This is a genomic window from Streptomyces sp. AC558_RSS880, from assembly GCF_019049255.1.
Taxonomy (GTDB): domain Bacteria; phylum Actinomycetota; class Actinomycetes; order Streptomycetales; family Streptomycetaceae; genus Streptomyces.
In genome coordinates this window covers 208,616-232,667 of the sequence record NZ_JAGMUJ010000013.1, presented here as the reverse complement: position 1 = coordinate 232,667, position 24,052 = coordinate 208,616, and the positions used below count along the sequence as shown (strand labels likewise).

The following is a 24,052-nucleotide window of genomic DNA, read 5'->3' as shown; positions in this document are numbered from 1 at the left end:
CCTTGACGCAGTTGCGCGGGGGGTCGCAGGAGGCACCGTGCTCACCGCGTTCGCCCGGGCGTTCAAGACGCCCGACCTGCGCAAGAAGCTGCTCTTCACGCTCGGCATCATCGTGGTGTACCGCGTCGGTACGCACATTCCCATTCCGGGCGTCGACTACAAGAACGTCCAGACCTGTATCGACGCCGCCGAGGCGAACCAGGGCCTGTTCGGTCTGGTGAACATGTTCAGCGGCGGCGCGCTGCTCCAGATCACGGTCTTCGCGCTGGGCATCATGCCGTACATCACGGCGAGCATCATTCTGCAGCTGCTGACCGTGGTGATCCCGCGTCTGGAAGCCCTCAAGAAGGAGGGCCAGGCCGGTACGGCGAAGATCACGCAGTACACCCGTTACCTGACGGTCGCGCTGGCCATCCTGCAGGGCACCGGCCTGGTGGCCACCGCCCGCAGCGGCGCCCTGTTCCAGGGCTGCCCGGTCGCGAGCGAGATCGTCCCGGACCAGTCGATCTTCGTGACCATCACCATGGTCATCACCATGACCGCCGGTACGGCCGTCGTCATGTGGCTCGGTGAGCTCATCACCGACCGCGGCGTCGGCAACGGCATGTCGATCCTGATGTTCATCTCGATCGCCGCGACCTTCCCCTCCGCCCTGTGGGCCATCAAGGAGCAGGGCACCCTCGCGGACGGCTGGATCGAGTTCGGCACCGTCATGCTCGTCGGGTTCGTCATGGTCGGTCTGGTCGTCTTCGTCGAGCAGGCCCAGCGCAGGATCCCCGTCCAGTACGCGAAGCGCATGATCGGCCGCCGCTCCTACGGCGGCACGTCGACCTACATCCCGTTGAAGGTGAACCAGGCGGGTGTGATCCCGGTCATCTTCGCCTCGTCGCTGCTGTACATCCCGGCCCTGGTCGCGCAGTTCTCCAGCGGCACCTCCGGGTGGAAGACCTGGATCGAGTCGACCCTGGTCCGCGGTGACCACCCGATCTACGTGACCCTGTACTTCTTGCTCATCGTTTTCTTCGCGTTCTTCTACGTGGCGATCTCCTTCAACCCCGAGGAAGTCGCGGACAACATGAAGAAGTATGGTGGCTTCATCCCGGGCATCCGGGCTGGCCGACCGACCGCTGAGTACCTGAGCTACGTACTCAACCGGATCACCTGGCCGGGTTCGCTGTACTTGGGTCTGATCGCTCTCGTACCGACGATGGCGTTGGTTGGTTTCGGGGCAAACCAGAACTTCCCGTTCGGCGGGACCAGCATCCTGATCATCGTGGGTGTGGGTCTCGAGACGGTGAAGCAGATCGAGAGCCAGCTCCAGCAGCGCAATTACGAAGGGTTCCTCCGCTGATGCGAATCGTCCTCGTCGGGCCGCCGGGTGCCGGTAAGGGTACGCAGGCCACCCGCCTTGCCGAGAAGCTGCGCATCCCGCACATCTCCACGGGCGACCTGTTCCGCGCCAACATCAGCCGGCAGACCGAGCTCGGGAAGCTCGCCAAGTCCTACATGGACGCGGGAAACCTCGTTCCCGACGAGGTCACCATCGCCATGGCCAAGGACCGCATGGAGCAGCCCGACGCCGAGGGCGGTTTCCTGCTGGACGGTTTCCCGCGCAACGTGTCGCAGGCCGAGGCGCTGGACGAGCTGCTGCAGACCGAGGGCATCAAGCTGGACGCGGTCCTCGACCTCGAGGCCCCCGAGGACGAGGTCGTCAAGCGGATCGCCGGGCGGCGGATCTGCCGCAAGGAGTCCGCGCACGTGTTCCACGTGACGTACAGCCCGCCGAAGCAGGAGGGCGTGTGTGACGTCTGCGGTGGTGAGCTGTACCAGCGGGACGACGACTCCGAGGAGACCGTGCGGACCCGGCTGGAGGTCTACCACACGCAGACCGAGCCGATCATCGGCTACTACCGGGCGCAGGGGTTGGTCGTCACCATCTCGGCGATGGGGCCCGTCGACGAGGTCACGGGGCGTGCGCTGGAGGCGCTGAAGAGCGGTAAGTAGTTCTTGTTGCCTGGTTGCAGCCGCGGTTCCTTGGTCAAGGGGCCGCGGCTGTGGCTTGGCGGGGGGTGGGTCGCGCAGCCCGGCGTTTGCGGGGTGCCTCCCCCACTCTCGGCTGCTCCCCCACTCTCGGCTTCGCTCGAGCGGGGGGACCCCCATGAGCGGGAGGTACCCCCACCGCCCACCCGTGCCGCCCTGGGGGTACCTCCCAGGCCCTTGAGGCACTGGGGGAGGCACGACTGCCCGCGGCTGCCCGCGGTGGCGGCGGTGGCGCACGACTGCCCGCGGTGGTGCGCGGCTGCCTGCGGTGGTGGGGCTGGGGCCCCGTATCGTTGGAAGCGTTCGTGCTTCCCTACTGGTTCAGAAAGGCCGTCGTCCCCATGGTGCAGATCAAGAGCCCTGAGCAGATCGCCAAGATGCGTGAGGCGGGGCTGGTCGTCGCCGCCATCCACGCGGCCACCCGTGAGGCCGCCGTGCCCGGGGCCACGACGAAGGATCTGGACCAGGTCGCCCGCAAGGTGCTCGCGGAGCACAACGCCAAGCCGAACTTCCTCGGCTACGGCGGCTTCCCCGCGACGATCTGCACCTCGGTGAACGAGGTCGTCGTCCACGGCATCCCCTCCGACGACGTCGTCCTCAAGGACGGCGACGTCATCTCCATCGACTGCGGCGCGATCATCGACGGCTGGCACGGTGACGCCGCCTACACCGCGTTCGTCGGGTCCGGCCACTCCCCGGAACTGGTCGAGCTGTCCCGGGTGACCGAGGAGTCGATGTGGGCCGGCATCGCGGCCATGAAGCAGGGCAACCGGCTCGTCGACATCTCCCGCGCCATCGAGACGTACATCCGGCGCCAGCCCAAGCCGGGCGGCGGCAAGTACGGGATCATCGAGGACTACGGCGGCCACGGCATCGGCACCGAGATGCACATGGACCCGCACCTGCTGAACTACGTCGAGCGCAAGCGGGGCAAGGGCCCCAAGCTGGTCCCGGGCTTCTGCCTCGCCATCGAGCCGATGGTCTCCCTGGGCACCCCGAAGACGAAGGTCCTCTCCGACGACTGGACGGTCATCACCACCGACGGCACCTGGTCCTCCCACTGGGAGCACTCGGTCGCCCTCACCGAGCAGGGGCCGCTGGTCCTGACGGCCCCCGACGGGGGCAGGGCCAAGCTCGCGGAGATGGGCATCACGGCCGCCCCCGACCCGCTCGGTTAAGGATCTCCGGGGTGGGGCAGGATTCCCGATTCGTGTTTCCGGGTGCGCTGACGTAGACTGACTCGTCGGCTCTTGTGCACCCGCATGTCTGCATGTACTACACACGGTGCACGCCAGAGTCGATCAAGGTAGTCGATTCGAAGGGCGAAGCGTGGCCAAGAAGCAAGGTGCCATCGAGATCGAAGGCACTGTCGTCGAGTCTCTTCCGAACGCCATGTTCAAGGTGGAGCTCCAGAACGGCCACCAGGTCCTGGCACACATCAGCGGCAAGATGCGCATGCACTACATCCGCATCCTCCCTGACGACCGGGTCGTGGTGGAGCTGTCTCCGTACGACCTGACGCGTGGCCGGATCGTCTACCGCTACAAGTAGATCTTGCCCGCTCCCCGGCCCGCCGGGGTGATGGCACTGACCCGGAGAACCTCACACCCATGAAGGTCAAGCCGAGCGTCAAGAAGATCTGCGACAAGTGCAGGGTGATCCGCCGTCACGGCCGGGTCATGGTCATCTGCGAGAACCCGCGCCACAAGCAGCGCCAGGGCTGACCGCAGCACGATCGACCCTCTGCGACTTCCGCAGAACTTCGCGCGACGCGAGCAACACATGTTCATACGCAGGTCCCGAGCCGCACGGCTCGACACCCCCGGCTCGGAGGCCGGGGACCCGGTCCGTACCTGGTACGGCGGGCTGGGATCCGGTCCTGTGGAAGACCTCCGACAATCAACTGGAGCCATTGAATGGCACGCGTTTCCGGTGTTGACATCCCGCGCGAAAAGCGCGTGGAGATCGCCCTCACCTACGTGTTCGGCATCGGCCGGACCCTTTCGCAGCAGACGCTGGCCGCCACCGGCGTCGACCCGAACACCCGCGTTCGCGACCTCTCCGAGGAGCAGCTCGTCGCGATCCGCGAGTACGTCGACAACAACATCAAGACCGAGGGTGACCTCCGTCGCGAGATCCAGGCCGACATCCGCCGCAAGGTCGAGATCGGCACCTACCAGGGTCTGCGCCACCGCCGTGGTCTGCCCGTCCGCGGTCAGCGCACCAGCACCAACGCGCGTACCCGCAAGGGCCCGCGTCGCGCCATCGCCGGCAAGAAGAAGCCGGGCAAGAAGTAGTCCGCAGCGGACCTCTGTCCACGGTCTTCGCTGTAGGACCGACCACCTCCCGTAGGAGAACGACATGCCCCCCAAGGGTCGTCAGGGCGCTGCCAAGAAGGTGCGCCGCAAGGAAAAGAAGAACGTCGCTCACGGCCACGCGCACATCAAGAGCACGTTCAACAACACGATCGTGTCGATCACGGACCCGTCCGGCAACGTGATCTCCTGGGCCTCCGCCGGCCACGTCGGCTTCAAGGGCTCCCGGAAGTCCACGCCGTTCGCCGCGCAGATGGCCGCCGAGTCGGCCGCCCGCCGTGCCCAGGAGCACGGCATGCGCAAGGTCGACGTGTTCGTCAAGGGCCCGGGCTCCGGTCGTGAGACCGCGATCCGCTCCCTGCAGGCCACGGGCCTCGAGGTCGGCTCCATCCAGGACGTCACCCCGACCCCGCACAACGGCTGCCGCCCGCCGAAGCGCCGCCGCGTCTGACGCACGGCCGCTTCGTTCGGCTCCGGGTTCCGGGCGGTACGGCTCGCAAGGGCCGTACCGCCCGTACCCTTGCAGTACCCGCACTTTTCACCGGGTGCGGTTTCCGTCGGGCGTCAAATAGCGGGCGTCCACGAAAGAAGGATCTGATCCACACATGCTGATCGCTCAGCGTCCCTCGTTGACCGAAGAGGTCGTCGACGAATTCCGCTCCCGGTTCGTGATCGAGCCGCTGGAGCCGGGCTTCGGCTACACCCTCGGCAACTCCCTCCGCCGCACCCTCCTGTCGTCGATCCCCGGTGCCGCCGTCACCAGCATCCGCATCGACGGCGTCCTGCACGAGTTCACCACCGTGCCGGGCGTCAAGGAGGACGTCACCGACCTGATCCTCAACATCAAGCAGCTGGTCGTCTCCTCGGAGCACGACGAGCCGGTCGTGATGTACCTGCGCAAGCAGGGCCCGGGTCTGGTCACCGCCGCCGACATCGCGCCCCCGGCCGGTGTCGAGGTGCACAACCCCGACCTCGTCCTCGCCACGCTCAACGGCAAGGGCAAGCTGGAGATGGAGCTGACCGTCGAGCGCGGTCGCGGCTACGTCTCCGCCGTGCAGAACAAGCAGGTGGGCCAGGAGATCGGGCGCATCCCGGTCGACTCGATCTACTCGCCGGTTCTCAAGGTCACCTACAAGGTCGAGGCGACCCGTGTCGAGCAGCGCACCGACTTCGACAAGCTGATCGTCGACGTCGAGACCAAGCAGGCGATGCGTCCGCGTGACGCCATGGCCTCCGCCGGCAAGACCCTGGTCGAGCTGTTCGGTCTCGCCCGTGAGCTGAACATCGACGCCGAGGGCATCGACATGGGCCCGTCCCCCACGGACGCCGCCCTCGCCGCCGACCTGGCGCTGCCGATCGAGGAGCTGGAGCTCACCGTTCGGTCGTACAACTGCCTCAAGCGTGAGGGCATCCACTCCGTGGGTGAGCTCGTCGCCCGCTCCGAGGCGGACCTGCTCGACATCCGCAACTTCGGTGCGAAGTCCATCGACGAGGTCAAGGCGAAGCTGGCCGGGATGGGCCTCGCGCTCAAGGACTCGCCTCCCGGTTTCGACCCCACCGCTGCGGCGGACGCGTTCGGCGCGGACGACGACGCGGACGCGGGCTTCGTGGAGACCGAGCAGTACTAAGCGCTCGGGACTTCCGGTCCGTACTTGGCTGCCGGCCGGCTGTGGCTGGTCGCGCAGTTCCCCGCGCCCCTATGGGGCGCGGGGTCTCCGACAGACGACCGTCTGCTCGGATACTGACCCCGGTACCTGATACGGCCGGGGCAGACACCAAGGAGAAACACCATGCCGAGGCCCACCAAGGGTGCCCGTATGGGCGGCAGCGCCGCGCACGAGAAGCTGCTCCTCGCGAACCTCGCGAAGGCGCTGTTCGAGCACGGCCGCATCACCACCACCGAGGCGAAGGCGCGCAAGCTGCGTCCGTACGCCGAGCGTCTGGTCACCAAGGCGAAGAAGGGCGACCTTCACAACCGCCGTCAGGTGCTCCAGGTGATCACGGACAAGAGCATCGTCCACACGCTCTTCACCGAGATCGGCCCGCGGTACGAGAACCGTCCCGGTGGCTACACCCGCATCACCAAGATCGGTAACCGCCGTGGCGACAACGCGCCCATGGCCGTCATCGAGCTGGTCGAGGCGCTGACCGTGGCGCAGGAGGCGACCGGCGAGGCCGAGGCCGCCACCAAGCGTGCGGCCAAGGACGCGGAGGCCGCCGAGACCAAGGTCGACACGACCAAGGCCGAGGAGACCACCGAGGCCAAGGCCGACGAGGCCGCCGAGGAGTCGAAGGACGCGTAAGCGTTCTGCCGGGGGCTGTGCGGGTGCGGCTGCGGCGCCGTCGTGGCTTGTCGCGCAGTTCCCCGCGCCCCTTGAGGCGCTGGCGGGTCCGTTCCTTTCGAGGGGCGGGCCCGCTTTCGTTTTGCTGAGAGGATCTCTGGGTGAGTGACGAAGTGGAGCCCGGGTTCGTGCGGGTGCGGCTGGACCTTTCCTACGACGGGACCGAGTTCTCCGGGTGGGCCAAGCAGGCCGGTGGGCGGCGGACCGTGCAGGGGGAGATCGAGGACGCGCTGCGGACCGTGACGCGGTCCGGGGGGACGACGTACGAGCTGACCGTGGCCGGCCGTACCGACGCCGGTGTGCACGCCCGGGGTCAGGTCGCGCACGTCGATCTGCCACGGGAGGTGTGGGTCGAGCACCACACGAAGCTGCTCAAGCGGCTCGCCGGGCGGCTGCCGAGGGACGTACGGGTGTGGGCGCTCAGGGAGGCGCCCAGCGGCTTCAACGCCCGGTTCTCCGCGATCTGGCGGCGCTACGCCTACCGCGTCACCGACAACCCGGGCGGGGTGGACCCGCTGCTGCGCGGGCACGTGCTGTGGCACGACTGGCCGCTCGACGTCGACGCCATGAACGAGGCGGCCCGCGGGCTGCTGGGGGAGCACGACTTCGCCGCGTACTGCAAGCGGCGCGAGGGCGCGACGACCATCCGTACGCTCCAGGAACTGAGCCTGGTGCGCGGCGAGGACGGGATCATCACCGCCACCGTCCGGGCCGACGCCTTCTGCCACAACATGGTCCGCTCGCTGATCGGCGCGCTGCTGTTCGTCGGTGACGGCCACCGCCCGCCGGACTGGCCGGGCAAGGTGCTGGCGGCGGGCGTACGGGACTCGGCCGTCCACGTCGTACGCCCGCACGGCCTGACCCTGGAGGAGGTCGGCTACCCGGCCGACGAACTCCTCGCGGCCCGCAGCAAGGAGGCCCGCAACAAGCGGACCCTGCCGCCGGCCGGCTGCTGCTGAACCCGCCGGGGCGGCGGCGCTACTCGTTCGCCGCCGCCGACGCCTGGGCCTGGCCCCTGCGGTGGATCTGGCGGACCGTGAACGTCTGCAGGTCGTCGCCGGTGGAGAAGACGGCCTTGTCCTTCGTCGTCACGTCCTTGCCGGCCGTGAAGCCGGCGATGGTGAAGTAGGCGTAGCGGCCGTAGGAGTTGGTGGTGGTGCGGCAGACCGCGCCGGAGCAGAAGTCCTTGACGCCGCCGCCCGAGAGCGACTTGACGATGCTCTTCTTGTCGGCCTGCTGCTTGGCCCTGGTCGCCTGGGCCTCGGTGTCGAAGACGGCCACGCCGACCGTCACCGCCACGTCGTCCTTGGTGTAGGTGACCCGGATCAGGCGGGTGCAGTCGTTGTCGTCCAGGACCTTCGGGAGCGTGGACTTCGCGGCCGAGGCGCAGTTCTCGGTGTCCGCCGTCGGGCCCTTCTTGTACACCGTCTCACCCATGGTCAGCTGGGTGCCGGGGAAGAGGATGTCGGGGCTCAGCGGGGCCTTGTCCTTCTTCGCGCTGGCGATGAAGTCCTTCGGGTCCAGCGGCGGCGGGGCGCTCGTCGGGGCGAACGACGGGACCGTGCCCGTGGGGCTCGGTATGTCGATGTCGGAGCCCCCGGGAACCTGGGAGGAGACGCCGGGGGAGGCCTCGCCGCCGCTTCCGTTCGCCGAGACGACGGCGACCGCCACGGCCGTGCCTATCGCGACGGTCGCGAGCGCCCCGCCGCCTATGAACAGCAGCCGGCGCCGCTTGGCACGGGCCTCGGAGGCGTCGGCGAGCGCGGCCCAGTCGGGTGACTGGCCGGAGCCGCCGCTGTTCCAGGGCTGCTGGGAATTCGGTTTCCAGGGATCCCACTGCTGCTGGGGTCCCCCCTGCCCAAGACTCATGGGGCGCATCTTAGACGGGGCCCGGGGTGTGCTGGTCCGCCTCAACGGGGCCCGCAGGCCCTAGCGTTGCCGCCATGGCGACGGGCAAAAGCGACATCTCCGGATGGTTGGTGCGCCCCGCGGGCGGGCCCCTGTGGGCCGGACTCGCGGCGGTGCTGGGGGCGCTGACGGTGCATACGGTGCTGGTGACCTCGGACGGAGGGATGGACAACGCGATCGTCGTGGACGCCGCGCGGGCCTGGCTGGACGGTGGTTCGCCCTACGACGACCGGCACTTCCTCTATTTTCCGAGCGCGGTCGTGGCCGCCGCCCCGCAGGCGCTGCTGCCGCGGTCCGTGCTCGGCGCGGCCGTGCCGGTGGCGGTGGTCCTGGCCCTCGCGCTCGGCTGGGCCTGCGCCCTGCGGCTGCACCGGGTGCCGCTGCGCAGCAGGCTCGCCGCCCTCGGGCTGCTGGGCCTCGCGGCCGGCTTCGCGCCGTTCGGGCAACTGGTGCTGTTGGGCAACTGGACGGTGACGGCCGTGCCGGCGCTGCCGCTGTGCCTGCTGCTGGCGAGCCGGGGCCGGTGGGTCGCGGCGGGTGCCGTCATCGGGGTGGCGGTGGCGCTGAAGCCGCTGCTCGCGCCGATGGCGCTGCTGTTCCTCTTCGCGCGCCGCTGGGGGGCGCTGGCGGTGCTGGTGCTGATCCCGGCGGTCGCCTCGGTCTCGGCGGCGCTGTTCCTGCCCGATCCCACGGGCTTCCTCACCCGCACCCTGCCGTTCCTGCTGAGCGGCGACGACGCCTTCGTGCGGCTCTACGAGGCCTCGCCGGCGGCGGTGCTGCCCCGGCTCGGCGTGCCCGAGGCCCCGGCCGTGCTGCTCGGCCTGCTCGCGGCCGCCGTGGGCGTGGTGTGCGCGTACCGGCGCTGGCGCGGGCCGGGTCCGGTGGCGCTGCGGCTGGCGGAGACGTCCGCGGGCCTGATGCTCTCGGCGTTCCTGGTCTCGCGGCCCTCCTACAGCCACTACCTCCTGGTCGTCCTGCCGCTGCTGCTCGCCGGTCTGCCGTACACCGGGGCGGTGGCGCGGCGGCCCTGGTTCTGGCTCGCCCTGGTGCCGCAGCTGCCGGGGGTGACCTGGCCGTGGCTGGAGTCGGGGAGGCGCCGGGCCTTCCGGGACGCCTTCACGCTGTGCGTCCTCGCGGTCACGGTCGCGTACCACTGCGTACGGGGGACGCGGGAGGCGGACGACCCGGGCGGTGTGCCGGGGGAGCGGCGTACGGCCGCGGAGCCGGCGTAGCCCACCGGGGACGGGGTCGTTTTGACCCGCCCGGCCAAGGGTGGGTATTCTGCATTTTCGTTGTGTGTAGTGGCTTACTCATTCTCACGTGAGGGGCCCTTACACCGGTCCACCGGGCCGATGACCAGCGACCAGCACGCGGTTTGCGTCACCGCTGTGCGGTCAGGGCTGTCGTGATCGTCTTCGGTGACCTTGTCAGGACTCATTCACTGAAGAAGCGAAGGCTACGAACCGTGCGTACGTACAGCCCCAAGCCCGGCGATGTGACGCGCCAGTGGCACGTCATCGACGCTCAGGACGTCGTCCTGGGTCGTCTGGCCTCCACTGCGGCCTCCATCCTGCGCGGCAAGCACAAGCCGATCTACGCGCCCCACGTCGACACCGGTGACTTCGTCATCATCATCAACGCGGACAAGGTGCACCTCTCCGGCAACAAGCGGACCCAGAAGATGGCGTACCGCCACTCGGGCTACCCGGGTGGTCTGCGCTCCGTCCGCTACGACGAGCTGCTCGAGAAGAACCCCGAGAAGGCCATCGAGAAGGCCGTCAAGGGCATGCTCCCCAAGAACACCCTGGGCCGTCAGATGCTCTCGAAGCTGAAGGTCTACTCGGGCGACCAGCACCCGCACGCTGCCCAGCAGCCGGTGCCGTTCGAGATCACCCAGGTCGCGCAGTAAGTCCGGCCACCCCCTAAGACTGAAGAGAATCTGAGGAGAATCGTGGCCGAGACCACTGCCGAGCAGCCGCTCGAAGAGCTTGACATCGACAGCTACACCACCGAGTCCGAGGTGCCCGTCGAGGGCGAGTACACCTCGGAGTCCATGGCCTCCCGCTTCGGCGAGCCCCAGCCGGCCGCCGGCCTGGGCCGCCGCAAGAACGCCATCGCCCGCGTCCGGATCGTCCCGGGCACCGGCAAGTGGAAGATCAACGGTCGCACCCTCGAGGACTACTTCCCGAACAAGGTGCACCAGCAGGAAGTCAACGAGCCCTTCAAGGTGCTCGAGCTCGAGGGCCGCTACGACGTCATCGCCCGCATCGCGGGTGGCGGTGTCTCCGGTCAGGCCGGTGCGCTCCGTCTGGGTGTCGCCCGTGCGCTGAACGAGGCGGACGTCGACAACAACCGCGGCCCGCTGAAGAAGGCCGGCTTCCTCAAGCGCGACGACCGTGCGGTCGAGCGCAAGAAGGCCGGTCTGAAGAAGGCCCGTAAGGCCCCGCAGTACAGCAAGCGCTAATCGCAGGCGCTCGCGCGTACTCCGAACGCCCCGGCGGCACGCCACAGTGCTGTCGGGGCGTTCGTTTATTCATCGCCGTGGGCGTATAACGGCACAAGGCACTCAAAGGCTAATGTGATCGGATGGCCGGACACGGCCGCTGTGGCACGTGGCCGCGGATGCGGAGCCGCACTCACATCGCGACCACCGGACACATCACCGGCACCGCCGGCGGCACGACCGTCGACCGCGCGGACGGACCCGGCGCCCCGGCACGGCCTCGGCAACGGCTTTCGATACTGACGCACCCTCAGGAGGACAAGTGGGACGACTCTTCGGCACGGACGGCGTGCGCGGTGTCGCCAACGCGGACCTGACGGCGGAGATGGCGCTCGGCCTGTCCGTCGCCGCCGCGCACGTACTGGCCGAGGCGGGCACGTTCGAAGGACACCGGCCCACCGCCGTGGTCGGACGTGACCCACGCGCGTCCGGAGAGTTCCTGGAGGCCGCCGTCGTCGCGGGTCTCGCCAGCGCGGGCGTGGACGTCCTGCGGGTCGGCGTGCTGCCGACACCGGCGGTGGCACACCTCACCGGCGCGCTCGGCGCCGACCTCGGCGTCATGCTCTCCGCGAGCCACAACGCCATGCCGGACAACGGCATCAAGTTCTTCGCCCGCGGCGGCCACAAGCTCGCCGACGAGCTGGAGGACCGGATCGAGTCCGTGTACGAGGAGCACCGCACCGGCGCCCCCTGGGACCGCCCGACCGGCGCCGGCGTCGGCCGCGTGCGCGACTACGAGGAGGGGCTCGACCAGTACGTCGCCCATCTCGTCGGCGTCCTCCCGAACCGGCTGGACGGTCTGCGGATCGTCCTCGACGAGGCGCACGGTGCCGCCGCGAAGGTCTCGCCGGAGGCGTTCACCCGGGCCGGGGCCGAGGTCGTCACCATCGGCGCCGACCCGGACGGCCTCAACATCAACGACGGCTGCGGCTCGACCCACCTCGACCTGCTGAAGGCCGCGGTCGTCGAGCACGGGGCCGCGCTGGGCATCGCCCACGACGGCGACGCCGACCGGTGCCTGGCCGTGGACCACACCGGTGCGGAGGTCGACGGCGACCAGATCCTCGCCGTGCTCGCGCTGGCGATGCGGGAACGTTCCGCGCTGCGCTCCGACACCGTCGTCGCGACCGTGATGTCCAACCTCGGCTTCAAGCTCGCCATGGAACGCGAGGGCATCCGGCTCGTGCAGACCGCGGTCGGCGACCGCTACGTGCTGGAGGAGATGAAGGACAAGGACTACGCCCTCGGCGGCGAGCAGTCCGGCCACGTCATCGTCCTCGACCACGCGACGACCGGCGACGGCACGCTCACCGGCCTGCTGCTCGCGGCGCGGGTCGCCCAGACCGGCCGTACGCTGCGGGACCTGGCCTCGGTGATGGAGCGCCTCCCGCAGGTCCTCATCAACGTGCCGGACGTCGACAGGTCCCGCGTGAAGACCTCCGCGGAACTCGCCGCGGCCGTCACCGAGGCCGAGCGCGAACTGGGCGAGACCGGCCGCGTCCTCCTCCGCCCCTCCGGCACGGAACCGCTGGTCCGCGTCATGGTCGAGGCCGCGGACATCGACCAGGCCCGCTCGGTCGCGAGCCGCCTGGCGGACGCGGTGAAGTCGGCGCTGGGGTAGACACGGCGGAAGTCCGAGGATCCCCCGCTCTCCTTCGGCGGGACGGCGGACGGCGGGGGGACACATGGTGGTGTCCCCCCGCCGTCCGCCGGTTGGATCTATCAATTCCGGTGGTTGAGGTTGTCATCCACCAGGAACTCCGGGTAGCCGAACCGCTGCCCGAGGGTGACGAAGGCATCGTGGCTCGACGTGTCGATCTCCACGAAGTACGCCTTCATGGCGCGCAGGAACAGCCGGTAACCCAAGTCGGCGCAGGCCTCGGTGACGGCTTCTCGCAGTGCGGGGACGAGGCCGCGCACAGGGAGCCCGTAGCCGGGGTTCGAGGCCGCACGGTCCAGGTCCTCCGCGACCGGACGGATCACCCCGAGGACGGCCTGCCGCGCCCGCTCCTCCAGCACCGGCTGTGGCGGCGGAGGCGTGAAGACGGGATCGTCCTCGCGGACCCGGGTCAGCCAGGCGTCCTCCAGTTCCCGCAGCCAGGCGCGAGCGCCGAAGCCGTACGCCTCCGGATCGAAGGTGCCGTGCGTGGCGCCGAGCCACATCGTGCGGATGGTCCCGTCCGGTAGCGGTGACTCGACCAGAGTGCGGATGTCCTGCCCCAGCCGCACGGCTTTGGACCGGTCGAAGTTCTCCACCGCGGACGCGGGGAGCGTGAGCCACCACGCCGACGGCCCGCCCTCGGGAAGGAAGCGCTCGGCGTCCTCCGGGGAGAGCTCGTCGTGGACGTTCCACTTGGAGGTCACCCAGCTGAGCCCGATGTCCTCCACGAAGGTGTCTTCCAGGTACTCGCTCAGGGCGCCCGATCCTTTCCCGGTTCCGTCGGTCATGGGTCAGCCTTCCAGATATGCCGTGTAGACCACGTACTTGGTCGGCTTGTGCTGCTTGCCCACGTACTTCAGGCTGATCGACACCTTGTTGCCGGCGGCGGACTTGGCCGCGTCGGTGCCGTTCCTCACCCACTTGAAGCCCAGGGACCCCTCGTCGCTGAGCGTCCAGGTGAGTGTGAGCAGATCCTTCCGCGGGTCGAAACCGATCCCCTTCCCGATGCGCTGGGCCTGCTTGGTTTTCCACGCCTCCAGTTTGTCGGCGTTGCCCGGCTGCGCGATCCACTGCCTCATGGCCTTGTCGACGGCGCGTGCGGCGGTCGCCTCGTCGAGCCACCGCGTCGCGATGCCCCGGGTCGAGTTCAGCGCCTTCTGCCTCATCTCTTCGTCGGTCTTGTTCACGTGCTCGTCCAGGGTGTGGGCGCCCTCGATGCCCTCGTCACCGATGATGTCGGTGCAGTTGTGGACGAGGATGTCCTGCGGCCGGGTGCCTTCGGTGGTGACGTAGAAGGTGTGCAAGGCGTCGACCGTCAGGTCGAAGACCTCGCGGGACGCCAGTCCGTTCCGGTCCCGGAGGCCCGTCACCGCGTGGAGGGTGCCGTCCGGGGTGCGGAGCCGGTCGCCCGTCCGGAGGTCGGAGACCAGGGTCCAGCCCTTGCCCTCCACCCAGAACCGGTGGCCCGCGGTGCTGGTGAGGACCCCGTCCGACAGGGCGATGTCGATCAGGCGCGTCGTCGGATGCCGAAAGGTGTCGGTCACCGGCTGTGTGACCGACCGCCCGGTCATTGGGTCACCGGCGAGCAGCAGGTCACCCACCCGTACGTCCTGGATCGCCTTGCGGGAGCCGTCCGCCATCAGTACCCGGGTGGTGCCCGGGAAACTGTTGACCCGGCAGGCGGTCATCACGTCCTCGTAGGCGTTGACCGTGCCCTCGATCTTGGCGAGGGTCGCGGCGTCGATGCCGTCCAGGGCCTTCAGCGCCTTCAAGGCGTCGGTGACGCCGACGCCCGTGTGCATCGCGGCGTTGAGCGCGTGGAGCGCGTCGGCGACCTTCGCGAACGCCTTGCCCGGGATGAAGTTGCTCGCCGCCCACGCGCAGCCGCCGACGCTGCCGTGCCAGCAGTCCACGAAGTCCTGGACCAGCGCGGCCTTCAGGATCTGGTAGACGACGGTCTGCTTGATCAGGTCGAGCTTGCTGAAGTAGTGGGTGACGTCCTTCTTCAGCCCGTTGAAGGGCTGGGTGCTGAGGTAGAGAGTGTCCCCGGCCGGGCAGCCGGTGGCAGTGGCGGGTACGTCCGGGTTGGTGCAGAGGTAGAAGTCGACCTTCACGTCGAAGGTCACCGCGAACGTGACCGTGCAACCCTCGAAGCCGATCTCGATGACGCAGTCGTTCTTCTGCTGGGCGTCGGTGATCTCGACGGTGTCCTCGTCAACCACGTAGAAGACGCCGCCGATGCCCGTGCCGGCGCCCGACGAGACCTGCTGGTTGGCCTGCTTGCGTTCGGCGGACTCCGCCGCCTCCTGAGCCTCCTCGGCGTATTTCAGGGCGTCCTTCGCGGCCTCCTCCGCCTCGGTGGCGGCGACGTCCGCGCGGTCGGCCGCCGCCCGGGCGTCCCTGGCGGCCTCCTCGGCCTCCGAGGCGGCCGTGCGGGCGGCTTCCGCGTCGAGGGCGGCCTCGTCGGCGGAGTCGCGGGCGTCCGTGGCGTGGCTCTCGGCGCGGCCCGCGGCCTTGTCGGCGGCTTCCGCGTCCTCGGTGGCCTGGCGGTCGTACTCGACCGTGCGGGCCAGTGAGGCGGCGGCCTTGGACGCGGCGGTGGCGGCGTCGGCGGCGTAGCCGAGGGCCTCCTTGGCGTAGCCGCGGGCGTCGGCGGCGTGACCGGCGGCGTTCGCGGCGTGGACGTAGGCCTGCTTCGAGTCGCCGACGGCCTGGTCGGCGAGGTTCTTCGCGGCGGAGGCCTCCGCCTGCGCGTTCTTGGCGTGGGCCTCGGCGACGGCCTTCTGCTGCTCGGCGATCGACTTCGACGCCTGCCCGGTCAGCACGACGAGGCCGGCGGCCGAGTCGGTGTCGACGTAGGGGGAGCCGAGCTGGATCGCGTCGTTGGCGGGCTTGGCGACCTGGGCGGCGGAGTTGCCGGCGTCCACCGCGGCCTGGGCGGTGACGTGGGCGAAGCCCGCCGCCTTCGCCGACGCGACGAGGGCCTTGGCGGCCTCCTTGCTCGCCTCGTTCGCGTGATTCTTGGCGGTCTTGGCCTCCTGTTCGGCCTCGGCGGCGAGTTCGACGGCCGCCTTGGCCTCGGACGCGGCGTGCTTCGCCGCCTGGATGGCGTCCGCCGCGGCGCTGGTCGCGGTCTTCAGTGCGGCGTCGGCCTTCAGCTTCGCCGCCTGGGCGCCGTCCGCGTGCGCGCGGGCCCGCTTGGCGGCGGCCTCGGCGCGGGTCGCGGCGGCGTCCGCGTCGGCGGCCGCCTTCGTCGCGGCGTCGGCCGCGGAACGGGCCTTCGTCGCGGCGGCCTCGGCGTCGTCGGCGTGCCCGGCGGCCGCGTCGGCCGCGGCCCTCGCCTCCTGGGCGTTGCTGTCGGACTCGTGCGCCTGGGCGTACGCCTCCTTCGCGTCGGCCTTGGCGCGTGCGGCGTCGGCCTTCTGCTCGGCGTCCCACGCGTCGTCGCGCAGGTCGCGGGCCTTGTCCTTGGCCTTGACCGCGGCGTCGCGCTTGTCGGACGCCGTGCCCTCGGCCGCCTCGGCCTTGTCCTTGGCGTCCTTGGCCTTCGTCGCCTCGGTCTCGGCGGTCTTCCGGTGCTCGGCCGCCTCGGCCTGCTTGGCGGCGGCCTTCTTCTTCTCCGCCTCGGCCGTCTTCTCCTCGGCCTCGGCGGCCAGGCGTTCGGCGCGGGCCTCGGCGGCGGCCGTCTTGGCCTCGCCCTCGGCCTTCACCGCCTCGGCGAGCTTGGCCTCGGCGGTCTCCTTGTCCTTCTTGGCGTTGTCCCGGTGCAGCTTGGCCGCGTCGGCGGAGGCCTTCGCCTGCAGTTCGGCGGCGTGGGCGGCCTCCCTGCGGAACTCCGCCTTGGACTGGGCGGCCTGCGCCAGCGCCCGCTGCATGATGGTCGCGCTGTCCCCGGCGGCCGCGCGGGTGGCGGCCTCGGCGGTCTCGCCGGCCTTCACCATCGCCTCCAGCGCCGCCGCGGCGCCCTTGGTGACCTGCGCCTTCTGCTGACCGACCAGCAGACCGCGGCCACGCGGCGCGCCACGCTCGTCGGCGATGGCGTAGGCGGCCTTCTCGGCGGTGTCGGTGGTGGTCACGGCCTTCTGTGCCGCGGCGGCCCGCGCCTTGAGGAGGGCGAGTTCCTTCGTCGCCTTCACCTGCGAGGCGTTGACACCCGCCTTCGCCTTGTCGAACTGCGCCTTGTCCGGGTAGGACAGGCTGTCGGTGCCCTGGTGGCCGGACGGCTTGATCAGGAACTTCTGCGAACTGGCGTTCTTGCAGTCCCACAGCCGCGCGTCCGTGCTCTTGGTGAACGCGCTCAGGTCCAGGCACTTGCCGGTGGTCACGCTCTTCAGGGGCGCGGTGGCACGGACATCGCCCTTCCACGACTGCCCCTTGGACTTGTAGCAGTCCGAGATCTGGATCTTCGTGCCGTTCGCCGAGGCGTTCCCGGCCACGTCCAGGCACTTCTGCGAGCCGACGTTGCGGAGGTGGAGGTCGTTCTCGCTGCCCTCGAGCGTCCACTGCTGGGCCGCGCCGCCGTTGCAGGTGTAGATCTGCACGGGTGTGCCGTTGGTCTTGCCGCCGCCCGCGACGTCCAGGCAGTTGCCCTTCGCGCCCGGCACCTCGATCGTCACGTGGCTGTCGCCGATCCAGCCCACCCCGCCGGAGGACCAGTAGTCCTGCCACTGGACGAGGTGGTCGGCGACCCACGAGTTGCCGAGCATCTCCCCGAGCGACTTCGCGCCCGCGGCGAGTGCCTTGGTGGCGTCCTCGTTGGCGTCGAGGATCAGGTCGCGCTGTCCGGCCTGGGCGGCGACCTCCTCCTGCCACTCGGTGGCGGCGGTGCCGGCGATCCCGCCCAGCACCTCGTTCGGGTCGATCGGGTCCCGCCAGGCGCAGGAAGCGAACCGGGTCTTCAGGTCCTCGACCGCGATGCGGTACTCGGCGGAACCCGGACTCGGAGCCGTACGCGGGAATCCGCCGGAGGCGAGGAAGAGGCGGGCGTTGTCCGCGCCGGTCGGCTCCAGCGACCAGTCCGTCAGGTGCTCGAAGGCGTCCCGCTCGGCGAGGTCCCGGTCCCAGTCGGGGGAGTGCGGATCGGGGTCCTTCGTGTACAGAGGTGTGCCCAGGTCCTTGACGGCCTTGACGGTCTGCTCGTCGGCCAGGGGGGTGGGGTCCTCGTAGAAGTCGTCTTCGCTCTTCCAGAACCGGTCGGCGACCCATTGGGTCAGGCCGGTCTGGGAGTAGAAGTCCTCCTCGTCGTCACCGGGCGATCCGGGAGGCCAGTGGAACCCGGTGACGGTGAAGCCGCCGGGCGTCTCCAGCCCGTCGAGGGGCACCGCCCAGGCGTCCCGGCGGCCGTTGAGTGTGTCCAGTTCCCTGGAAGCGGCGTCCCGGTCCTTGGTGTACGCGGCGGCGAGGGGCGTGTCCTCCCAGTAGTCGCGGTTGGCCAGCTCGCGCAGCTTGTCCGGCGGCTGGTTGAGGCCGTCCTGCGCGACGGCGGTCATGGCCGGCCCGCCCAGCCGCAGCACGTCCGACATCAGGCACTGGTCCTCCCGCAGCTGCTCGGCGGCCGTGACCTCGTTCCAGTCGGGAGAGCTGCCCGTGGGAACGGCGTCGTCCCCGGTGATCCGGTCGAGCGGCTGCGGCTGGGCGGCGAGGCCCGCGACGACCGCGAGGCTGAGGGAGATGGGAAGGAAGCCGGCAAGGAATCTGGATCGACGTGGTCCGTGCCCGACGGGCCACGGTGGTCTGGAACGCAAGCGTGCATCCCCTTCTGCACTGGAGGGAGACGACCGGGAAGGCACCGGTGAGCGCGAGGAGTCGGTGAGGACGCCCCGGCTCCCGCGGTGTCAGGAACGGCGATGTCCGTCCAGTACGAGATGCACGGATGGCAGATGGTGCGGCATGCGACGCGCCCCTCCCCGTGGTGGCGCTGTTCCCCCGGTCGCTGATGGATGTGCGCGGGACGGACTGGTCAGGTCCGGCTGCGCGGGACGTAACACTAGGCAGAAGCCCAGATACGGGGAAGAGGGGGCCGTTCCGCTGCCGGACGACGGTTGGCGAGATCTCCACTACCGGCCGGTAGCTGTTCTCGTTCTCCGTTTTTCGGTGCCGCAAGGGGCGCTTGTGGAGTTCTGGTGTTCAAGTGGTGATCGAAGCGGTCAGGCGTCGATCGAAGTTGGCTGGTAATGAGCAACGGCCGCTTAGGCCCCGTCAGGCCTGAGCCCGCCTGCGCAGCCGCCGGTGCTGCCCGGCCCAGAAGTACTTCTGCGCCAGCAGGGTGAGGGTGCCCGCCAGGATGATGCCCAGCAGGTTGAGCAGGAGCTGCTCGGTGGAACCCCACGTCTGGACCGTGTCGCCGTAGCTCAGCGCCACCGCGGCGTTGGCGGCCGCCGGGACCGTCGTCACCGAGATGGCGACGCCCACCAGCGCGCCGGACTTCGCGGACGTCAGCGAGAGCGTGCCGGCCGCTCCGGCCAGGACCGCCACCACGAAGGAGAACCAGTCGGGGGCGTACACGAAGCCGGTCTGCGGCCGGTCGCCCTCGAGTTGCTCCTTGGTGAACAGCCCGACCGCGTCCATGAAGAGGCTGAACCCCACCGTCACCAACATCGCCACCGCGAAGCCCACCAGCAGGGCGATCACCGAGCGCAGCGCGAGGCGCGGCCGGCGCTGCACCGCCGCCGTGCAGATGCCGGCCAGCGGCCCGAACTCCGGGCCCACCGCCATCGCGCCCACGATCAGGATCGCGTTGTCCAGCACCACACCGCAGGCCGCGATCATCGTGGCCAGCGTGAGGAACGCGAGATAGGTGACCGAGAGGGTCGACTCCTCGTGGGTGGCCTCCGACAGGTGCTCCCACAGCACCGCGTCCGCGCTCTCGCCCGGCGCGTCCTTCTCCGCCTTCTCGGCCCGCTTCGACAGCGACAGGTCGATGTTCTCCACGGAGATGGAACCGCTCGCGTCCAACCCCAGCCGCTGCAGTTCGCTGAGCAACTCGTCGCCCGCCTCCCGCGCCACGTCGCACATCACGACGTCCCCGGCGGGATCGCGGGCGGCGCCCGTCAGCACGCACAGGTGCGTGGTGCCGATCGTCCCCTCGATCAGTCGGATCGCGTCGTCGGTCTTGTCGGCCGGTGTGATCAGGCGCAGGTGCAGCATGGCGGCAGCGTAGTGGTCAGAGTTTGCGCAGACTGAGGCGCTGGACCTTGTGGTCCGGGCCCTTGCGCAGCACCAGCGCGGCCCGGCCCCGGGTCGGGGCGATGTTCTCCACGAGGTTCGGCTTGTTGATGGTGCGCCACATCGTGCGGGCGTAGTCGAGTGCCTCCTCCTCGGAGACCTGGGTGTACTTGCGGAAGTACGACGACGGGTCCTGGAACGCGGTCTCGCGCAGCCGCTTGAAGCGGTTGAGGTACCAGCGCTCGATGTCCTCCGTGCGGGCGTCCACGTACACGCTGAAGTCGAAGTAGTCGGCGAGCCCGACCCGGGTGCGGCCGTCCTTGCCGGGCAGCGCGGGCTGGAGGACGTTGAGCCCTTCGACGATCAGGATGTCCGGGCGGCGCACGGTGAGCTTCTCGCCCGGGACGATGTCGTAGATGAGGTGGGAGTAGACGGGGGCGGTGACCTCCCCCTTGCCCGCCTTGATGTCGGCGACGAAACGGGTCAGCGCACGACGGTCGTACGACTCGGGGAAGCCTTTCCGCGACATCAGGCCCCGCTCCTGGAGCTCCTTCGTCGGCAGCAGGAACCCGTCCGTCGTCACCAGCTCCACGCGCGGGTGCTCGGGCCAGCGGGACAGCAGGGCCTGAAGGAGACGGGCGACCGTGGACTTGCCGACGGCCACGGAACCGGCGACCCCTATGACGAACGGCGTGCCCGACTGGGAGCCCTGCTCGCCGAGGAACGTGTTCAGCGCGCCCCGCAGCCCGTCGGTGGCGCCGACGTAGAGATTGAGCAGCCGGGACAGCGGGAGGTAGATGTCCCGCACCTCGTCGAGGTCGATGACGTCACCGAGGCCGCGCAGCCGTTCGACCTCCGCCGCCGACAGGGGCAGCGGGGTCTTGTCACGCAGTGCGCTCCACTCGGCGCGGGTGAGGTCCACGTAGGGAGTCGCCTCCGGCCGCTGCCGGTGGGCGCTCCGGGGTATCGGGGAGACCGGAGAGATCACAGTCCATTGTTAACGGAGTTTGAACGGAGCGGCAGGTGGGCTGTGTCACGCTGCCCCGCCGCTTCCGTAGTCGTTCGTGATCACGCAGTTGTCACGTTCGTATACCGGGTGATCTTCTGGCGATCACCTGTGCGGCGGCTGTGTTCAAGATCCGTTTAAATTGCGCGCAATGTGTTGCGGAGTCCTCCGCACCTTCGAGAAAGAGTTCCCACGTGAGAACCACCGCCGTCCGCCGTACCGTGCTCGCCGCCTCCGCCGCCGCGCTCGCCCTGCTCGCCACCGCCTGCGGTGGCTCCGGCGACGAGGACAAGGCCGGCGACAGCAAGGGCAAGGGCGACTCGACCGCCTCCGCCGCGCCGGCGGCCAAGGCGCTCACCGCCGCCGAGCTGGAGAAGGCCGCGCTGGCGCAGGCGGACGTCAAGGACGGCAAGGTGGCGGAGCTGCCCGCCACGGACGACATCGCCGCCGACAAGGTCAAGGCGGAGGACGCGGCCTGCCAGCCGCTCGCCCACCTGCAGATGGGCGTGCCCGCCGGCTCGCCGGCCGCCACGGTGAAGCGGTCCTGGACGGGCGAGCCGCAGAAGCCGGCCGCTGACGCCAGCCCCGAGGAGGCCCTGGCCGCCGGACTCGGCGCGGAGAAGATGCTCATCACGCTCGCCTCCTACGAGGACGGCGGCGCCGAACAGGTCATCAAGGACGTGGACGCGGCTGCCGGCAAGTGCGCCGGAGGCTTCACCTACGACGCCATGGGCGAGCCGTTCAAGATCCTGACGGTCGAGAAGACCGAGGCGCCCGGCGGCGCCGACGAGGCGGTCGCGATCACGGCGGTCCTAGCCGCGGAGGAGGACGTGAAGACGCCCATGAAGCTGGTCGTCGCACGCAAGGGCGCCACCGTCGCCTCCTTCACCGTCACCAACTTCGCCTCCGCCGTCACCGGCGAGGACTTCGACTTCCCGACGGCGGTCTCCGACGCCCAGCTCGGCAAGCTCGCCTGACGCACCCCGCGTTCCGTTCCCACCGGTGCCCGTACGCTTTCGTGCACCGGTGGGAATTTCCGATTTCGGGCAGGCAAAGGCCTTTTCCGGCGACTGACGGACCGTAGGCTGCCGGTCATGTGCGGAATCGTGGGATACGTGGGGCCGCAGTCGGCGCTGAACGTCGTGACGGCCGGACTGAAGCGGCTGGAGTACCGGGGGTACGACTCGGCGGGCGTCGCCGTGCTCGCGGACGGCGGGCTGGCCACCGCCAAGCGGGCCGGGAAACTCGTCAACCTGGAGAAGGAGCTGGCCGAACGGCCGCTGCCGACCGGGACCACCGGCATCGGGCACACCCGCTGGGCCACCCACGGCGGTCCGACGGACGCCAACGCCCACCCGCACCTCGACAACGCGGGCCGGGTCGCCGTCGTCCACAACGGCATCATCGAGAACTTCGCCACCCTGCGCGCGGAGTTGACGGAGCGCGGCCACGACCTCACCTCAGAGACGGACACCGAGGTCGTCGCCCACCTCCTCGCCGAGGAGTTCTCCGCCTGCGCCGACCTCGCGGAGGCGATGCGGCTGGTCTGCCGGCGTCTGGAGGGCGCGTTCACCCTGGTCGCCGTGCACGCGGACGAGCCGGACGTGGTGGTCGGCGCGCGGCGGAACTCGCCGCTGGTGGTCGGCGTGGGGGAGGGGGAGGCGTTCCTCGCCTCCGACGTGGCCGCGTTCATCGCGCACACCCGCGACGCCGTCGAGCTGGGCCAGGACCAGGTGGTCGAGCTGCGCCGGGACGTGGTCACGGTCACCGACTTCGACGGCGCCCCCGCCGACGTCCGCGAGTACCACGTCGACTGGGACGCCTCCGCCGCCGAGAAGGGCGGCTACGACTACTTCATGCTCAAGGAGATCGCCGAGCAGCCGAAGGCGGTCGCCGACACGCTGCTTGGGCGGATCGACGGGGCCGGCTCGCTCACCCTGGACGAGGTCCGCATCCCGGCGAACGTCCTGCGCGAGATCGACAAGGTCGTCATCGTCGCCTGCGGTACGGCCTTCCACGCCGGGCTGATCGCCAAGTACGCCATCGAGCACTGGACCCGGCTCCCCTGCGAGGTGGAACTGGCGAGCGAGTTCCGCTACCGCGACCCGATCCTCGACCAGCAGACCCTCGTCATCGCCATCTCCCAGTCCGGCGAGACCATGGACACCCTGATGGCCCTGCGCCACGCCCGCGAACAGGGCGCGCACGTGCTGGCCATCTGCAACACCAACGGTTCGACGATCCCGCGCGAGTCCGACGCCGTGCTGTACACGCACGCCGGGCCGGAGGTCGCGGTCGCCTCGACCAAGGCGTTCCTGACCCAGCTCGTCGCCTGCTACCTGGTCGCGCTGTACCTGGGCCAGGTGCGGGGCACCAAGTGGGCGGACGAGATCCGCGCGGTGGTGCGGGACCTGTCGTCGATCTCCGGTGCGGTGGAGCGCGTCCTGGAGACGATGGAGCCGGTACGGGAGCTGGCGCGGTCGCTGGCCGGGAAGAACACGGTGCTGTTCCTGGGACGGCACGTGGGTTATCCGGTGGCGCTGGAGGGCGCGCTGAAGCTGAAGGAGCTCGCGTACATGCACGCGGAGGGCTTCGCGGCGGGCGAGCTGAAGCACGGGCCGATCGCGCTGATCGAGGACGACGTGCCGGTGGTCGTGGTCGTACCGTCGCCGCGCGGCCGGTCCGTCCTCCACGACAAGATCGTCTCCAACATCCAGGAGATCCGGGCGCGGGGTGCGCGGACGATCGTCATCGCGGAGGAGGGGGACGAGGCGGTCGCCGAGTACGCCGACCACCTGATCCGCGTCCCGGCCACCCCGACGCTGCTCCAGCCGCTGGTGACGACGGTGCCGTTGCAGGTCTTCGCCTGCGAGCTGGCGACGGCACGGGGGAACGAGGTGGATCAGCCTCGGAACCTGGCGAAGTCGGTGACGGTGGAGTAGGTCTTCACGCCGTCCAGGAATGTGGCGAAGGCTCCGGCCGGGAAGGTGAGGGTTGCCCTGGCCGGGGCTTTTGAGTCGCGTACGCCCACGTGGGTGGGAGTGTTCGCGATCTCGACGCAGTCGTTGCCGTCGTCGGGGCCTGAGTAGGACGACTTGCGCCAGTTGTTCATCG

Annotated in this window: 22 protein-coding genes; 16 read left to right on the top strand and 6 right to left on the bottom strand. The window is 69.8% G+C overall.

From position 1 onward, the window contains the following. Positions 1 to 37 precede the first annotated feature (37 nt). The 10 genes from secY (at position 38) to truA (ending at position 7,656) form a co-directional block, all read left to right on the top strand. Positions 38 to 1,351, top strand: a complete 1,314-nt coding sequence (gene secY, locus KUM38_RS05815; protein ID WP_217128184.1) for a preprotein translocase subunit SecY — start codon at positions 38 to 40, stop codon at positions 1,349 to 1,351. Continuing rightward, positions 1,351 to 2,004 (top strand): adenylate kinase, encoded by a 654-nt coding sequence (locus KUM38_RS05810; protein WP_217128183.1) that lies wholly within the window; start codon positions 1,351 to 1,353, stop codon positions 2,002 to 2,004. The genes secY and KUM38_RS05810 overlap by 1 nt, the downstream gene beginning before the upstream one ends. 377 nt (positions 2,005 to 2,381) lie before the next feature. Beyond that, positions 2,382 to 3,218, top strand: coding sequence for a type I methionyl aminopeptidase (map, locus tag KUM38_RS05805; protein WP_217128182.1), 837 nt, complete (start codon positions 2,382 to 2,384; stop codon positions 3,216 to 3,218). Between the two features lie 151 nt (positions 3,219 to 3,369). Beyond that, a complete protein-coding gene (gene infA / locus KUM38_RS05800; RefSeq protein ID WP_003948620.1) occupies positions 3,370 to 3,591 on the top strand; it encodes a translation initiation factor IF-1 in 222 nt (73 codons plus the stop codon). A gap of 59 nt (positions 3,592 to 3,650) precedes the next feature. Continuing rightward, a complete protein-coding gene (gene rpmJ / locus KUM38_RS05795) occupies positions 3,651 to 3,764 on the top strand; it encodes a 50S ribosomal protein L36 (protein WP_003998809.1) in 114 nt (37 codons plus the stop codon). A gap of 192 nt (positions 3,765 to 3,956) precedes the next feature. Continuing rightward, positions 3,957 to 4,337 (top strand): 30S ribosomal protein S13, encoded by a 381-nt coding sequence (rpsM, locus tag KUM38_RS05790; protein WP_004984507.1) that lies wholly within the window; start codon positions 3,957 to 3,959, stop codon positions 4,335 to 4,337. Positions 4,338 to 4,401: 64 nt separating this feature from the next. Then, entirely contained in the window at positions 4,402 to 4,806 is a 405-nt protein-coding gene (gene rpsK, locus KUM38_RS05785) for a 30S ribosomal protein S11 (protein ID WP_003956432.1), read from the top strand. 154 nt (positions 4,807 to 4,960) lie between these two features. Beyond that, positions 4,961 to 5,983, top strand: a complete 1,023-nt coding sequence (locus KUM38_RS05780) for a DNA-directed RNA polymerase subunit alpha (RefSeq protein ID WP_003966937.1) — start codon at positions 4,961 to 4,963, stop codon at positions 5,981 to 5,983. A 162-nt stretch (positions 5,984 to 6,145) separates the two neighbouring features. Continuing rightward, positions 6,146 to 6,658 carry a 50S ribosomal protein L17 gene (rplQ, locus tag KUM38_RS05775; protein ID WP_217128181.1) on the top strand — a complete coding sequence of 171 codons (513 nt, stop codon included), beginning with the start codon at positions 6,146 to 6,148 and terminating at the stop codon, positions 6,656 to 6,658. A 140-nt stretch (positions 6,659 to 6,798) separates the two neighbouring features. Next, positions 6,799 to 7,656 carry a tRNA pseudouridine(38-40) synthase TruA gene (truA, locus tag KUM38_RS05770; protein ID WP_217128180.1) on the top strand — a complete coding sequence of 286 codons (858 nt, stop codon included), beginning with the start codon at positions 6,799 to 6,801 and terminating at the stop codon, positions 7,654 to 7,656. Positions 7,657 to 7,675: 19 nt separating this feature from the next. Here the strand turns inward: truA and KUM38_RS05765 are convergent, their stop codons facing one another. Continuing rightward, a complete protein-coding gene (locus KUM38_RS05765) occupies positions 7,676 to 8,566 on the bottom strand; it encodes a hypothetical protein (RefSeq protein WP_217128179.1) in 891 nt (296 codons plus the stop codon). A gap of 74 nt (positions 8,567 to 8,640) precedes the next feature. Between KUM38_RS05765 and KUM38_RS05760 the strand changes: the two genes are divergently transcribed. From KUM38_RS05760 to glmM, 4 genes are all read left to right on the top strand, one after another. Beyond that, the gene (locus KUM38_RS05760) at positions 8,641 to 9,837 is read left to right on the top strand and encodes a glycosyltransferase family 87 protein (RefSeq protein WP_217128178.1); all 1,197 of its coding nucleotides are present in this window, start codon (positions 8,641 to 8,643) and stop codon (positions 9,835 to 9,837) included. Between the two features lie 233 nt (positions 9,838 to 10,070). Continuing rightward, positions 10,071 to 10,514, top strand: a complete 444-nt coding sequence (rplM, locus tag KUM38_RS05755; RefSeq protein ID WP_190166836.1) for a 50S ribosomal protein L13 — start codon at positions 10,071 to 10,073, stop codon at positions 10,512 to 10,514. Between the two features lie 42 nt (positions 10,515 to 10,556). Continuing rightward, entirely contained in the window at positions 10,557 to 11,069 is a 513-nt protein-coding gene (rpsI, locus tag KUM38_RS05750; RefSeq protein WP_004927169.1) for a 30S ribosomal protein S9, read from the top strand. A gap of 301 nt (positions 11,070 to 11,370) precedes the next feature. Next, positions 11,371 to 12,729, top strand: coding sequence for a phosphoglucosamine mutase (gene glmM / locus KUM38_RS05745; RefSeq protein WP_217128177.1), 1,359 nt, complete (start codon positions 11,371 to 11,373; stop codon positions 12,727 to 12,729). Positions 12,730 to 12,830: 101 nt separating this feature from the next. On the opposite strand, the gene KUM38_RS05740 is transcribed toward glmM, so the two are convergent. From KUM38_RS05740 to coaA, 4 genes are all read right to left on the bottom strand, one after another. Further along, positions 12,831 to 13,556, bottom strand: a complete 726-nt coding sequence (locus KUM38_RS05740; RefSeq protein WP_217128176.1) for a hypothetical protein — start codon at positions 13,554 to 13,556, stop codon at positions 12,831 to 12,833. A gap of 3 nt (positions 13,557 to 13,559) precedes the next feature. Next, the gene (locus tag KUM38_RS05735) at positions 13,560 to 18,290 is read right to left on the bottom strand and encodes a ricin-type beta-trefoil lectin domain protein (protein ID WP_217128244.1); all 4,731 of its coding nucleotides are present in this window, start codon (positions 18,288 to 18,290) and stop codon (positions 13,560 to 13,562) included. A gap of 676 nt (positions 18,291 to 18,966) precedes the next feature. Then, on the bottom strand, positions 18,967 to 19,914 hold the full coding sequence (locus KUM38_RS05730; RefSeq protein ID WP_217128175.1) for a DUF389 domain-containing protein: 948 nt from the start codon (positions 19,912 to 19,914) through the stop codon (positions 18,967 to 18,969). Positions 19,915 to 19,930: 16 nt separating this feature from the next. Beyond that, the gene (gene coaA / locus KUM38_RS05725; protein ID WP_217128174.1) at positions 19,931 to 20,920 is read right to left on the bottom strand and encodes a type I pantothenate kinase; all 990 of its coding nucleotides are present in this window, start codon (positions 20,918 to 20,920) and stop codon (positions 19,931 to 19,933) included. A gap of 212 nt (positions 20,921 to 21,132) precedes the next feature. Between coaA and KUM38_RS05720 the strand changes: the two genes are divergently transcribed. Beyond that, positions 21,133 to 21,915: a hypothetical protein gene (locus KUM38_RS05720; RefSeq protein WP_217128173.1), complete on the top strand. Its 783-nt coding sequence runs from the start codon at positions 21,133 to 21,135 to the stop codon at positions 21,913 to 21,915. Between the two features lie 117 nt (positions 21,916 to 22,032). Further along, positions 22,033 to 23,880 carry a glutamine--fructose-6-phosphate transaminase (isomerizing) gene (glmS, locus tag KUM38_RS05715; protein WP_217128172.1) on the top strand — a complete coding sequence of 616 codons (1,848 nt, stop codon included), beginning with the start codon at positions 22,033 to 22,035 and terminating at the stop codon, positions 23,878 to 23,880. Here glmS and KUM38_RS05710 read toward each other — a convergent pair. After that, positions 23,841 to 24,050 (bottom strand): DUF397 domain-containing protein, encoded by a 210-nt coding sequence (locus tag KUM38_RS05710; RefSeq protein WP_217128171.1) that lies wholly within the window; start codon positions 24,048 to 24,050, stop codon positions 23,841 to 23,843. The genes glmS and KUM38_RS05710 overlap by 40 nt on opposite strands. Between the last annotated feature and the right edge of the window lie 2 nt (positions 24,051 to 24,052).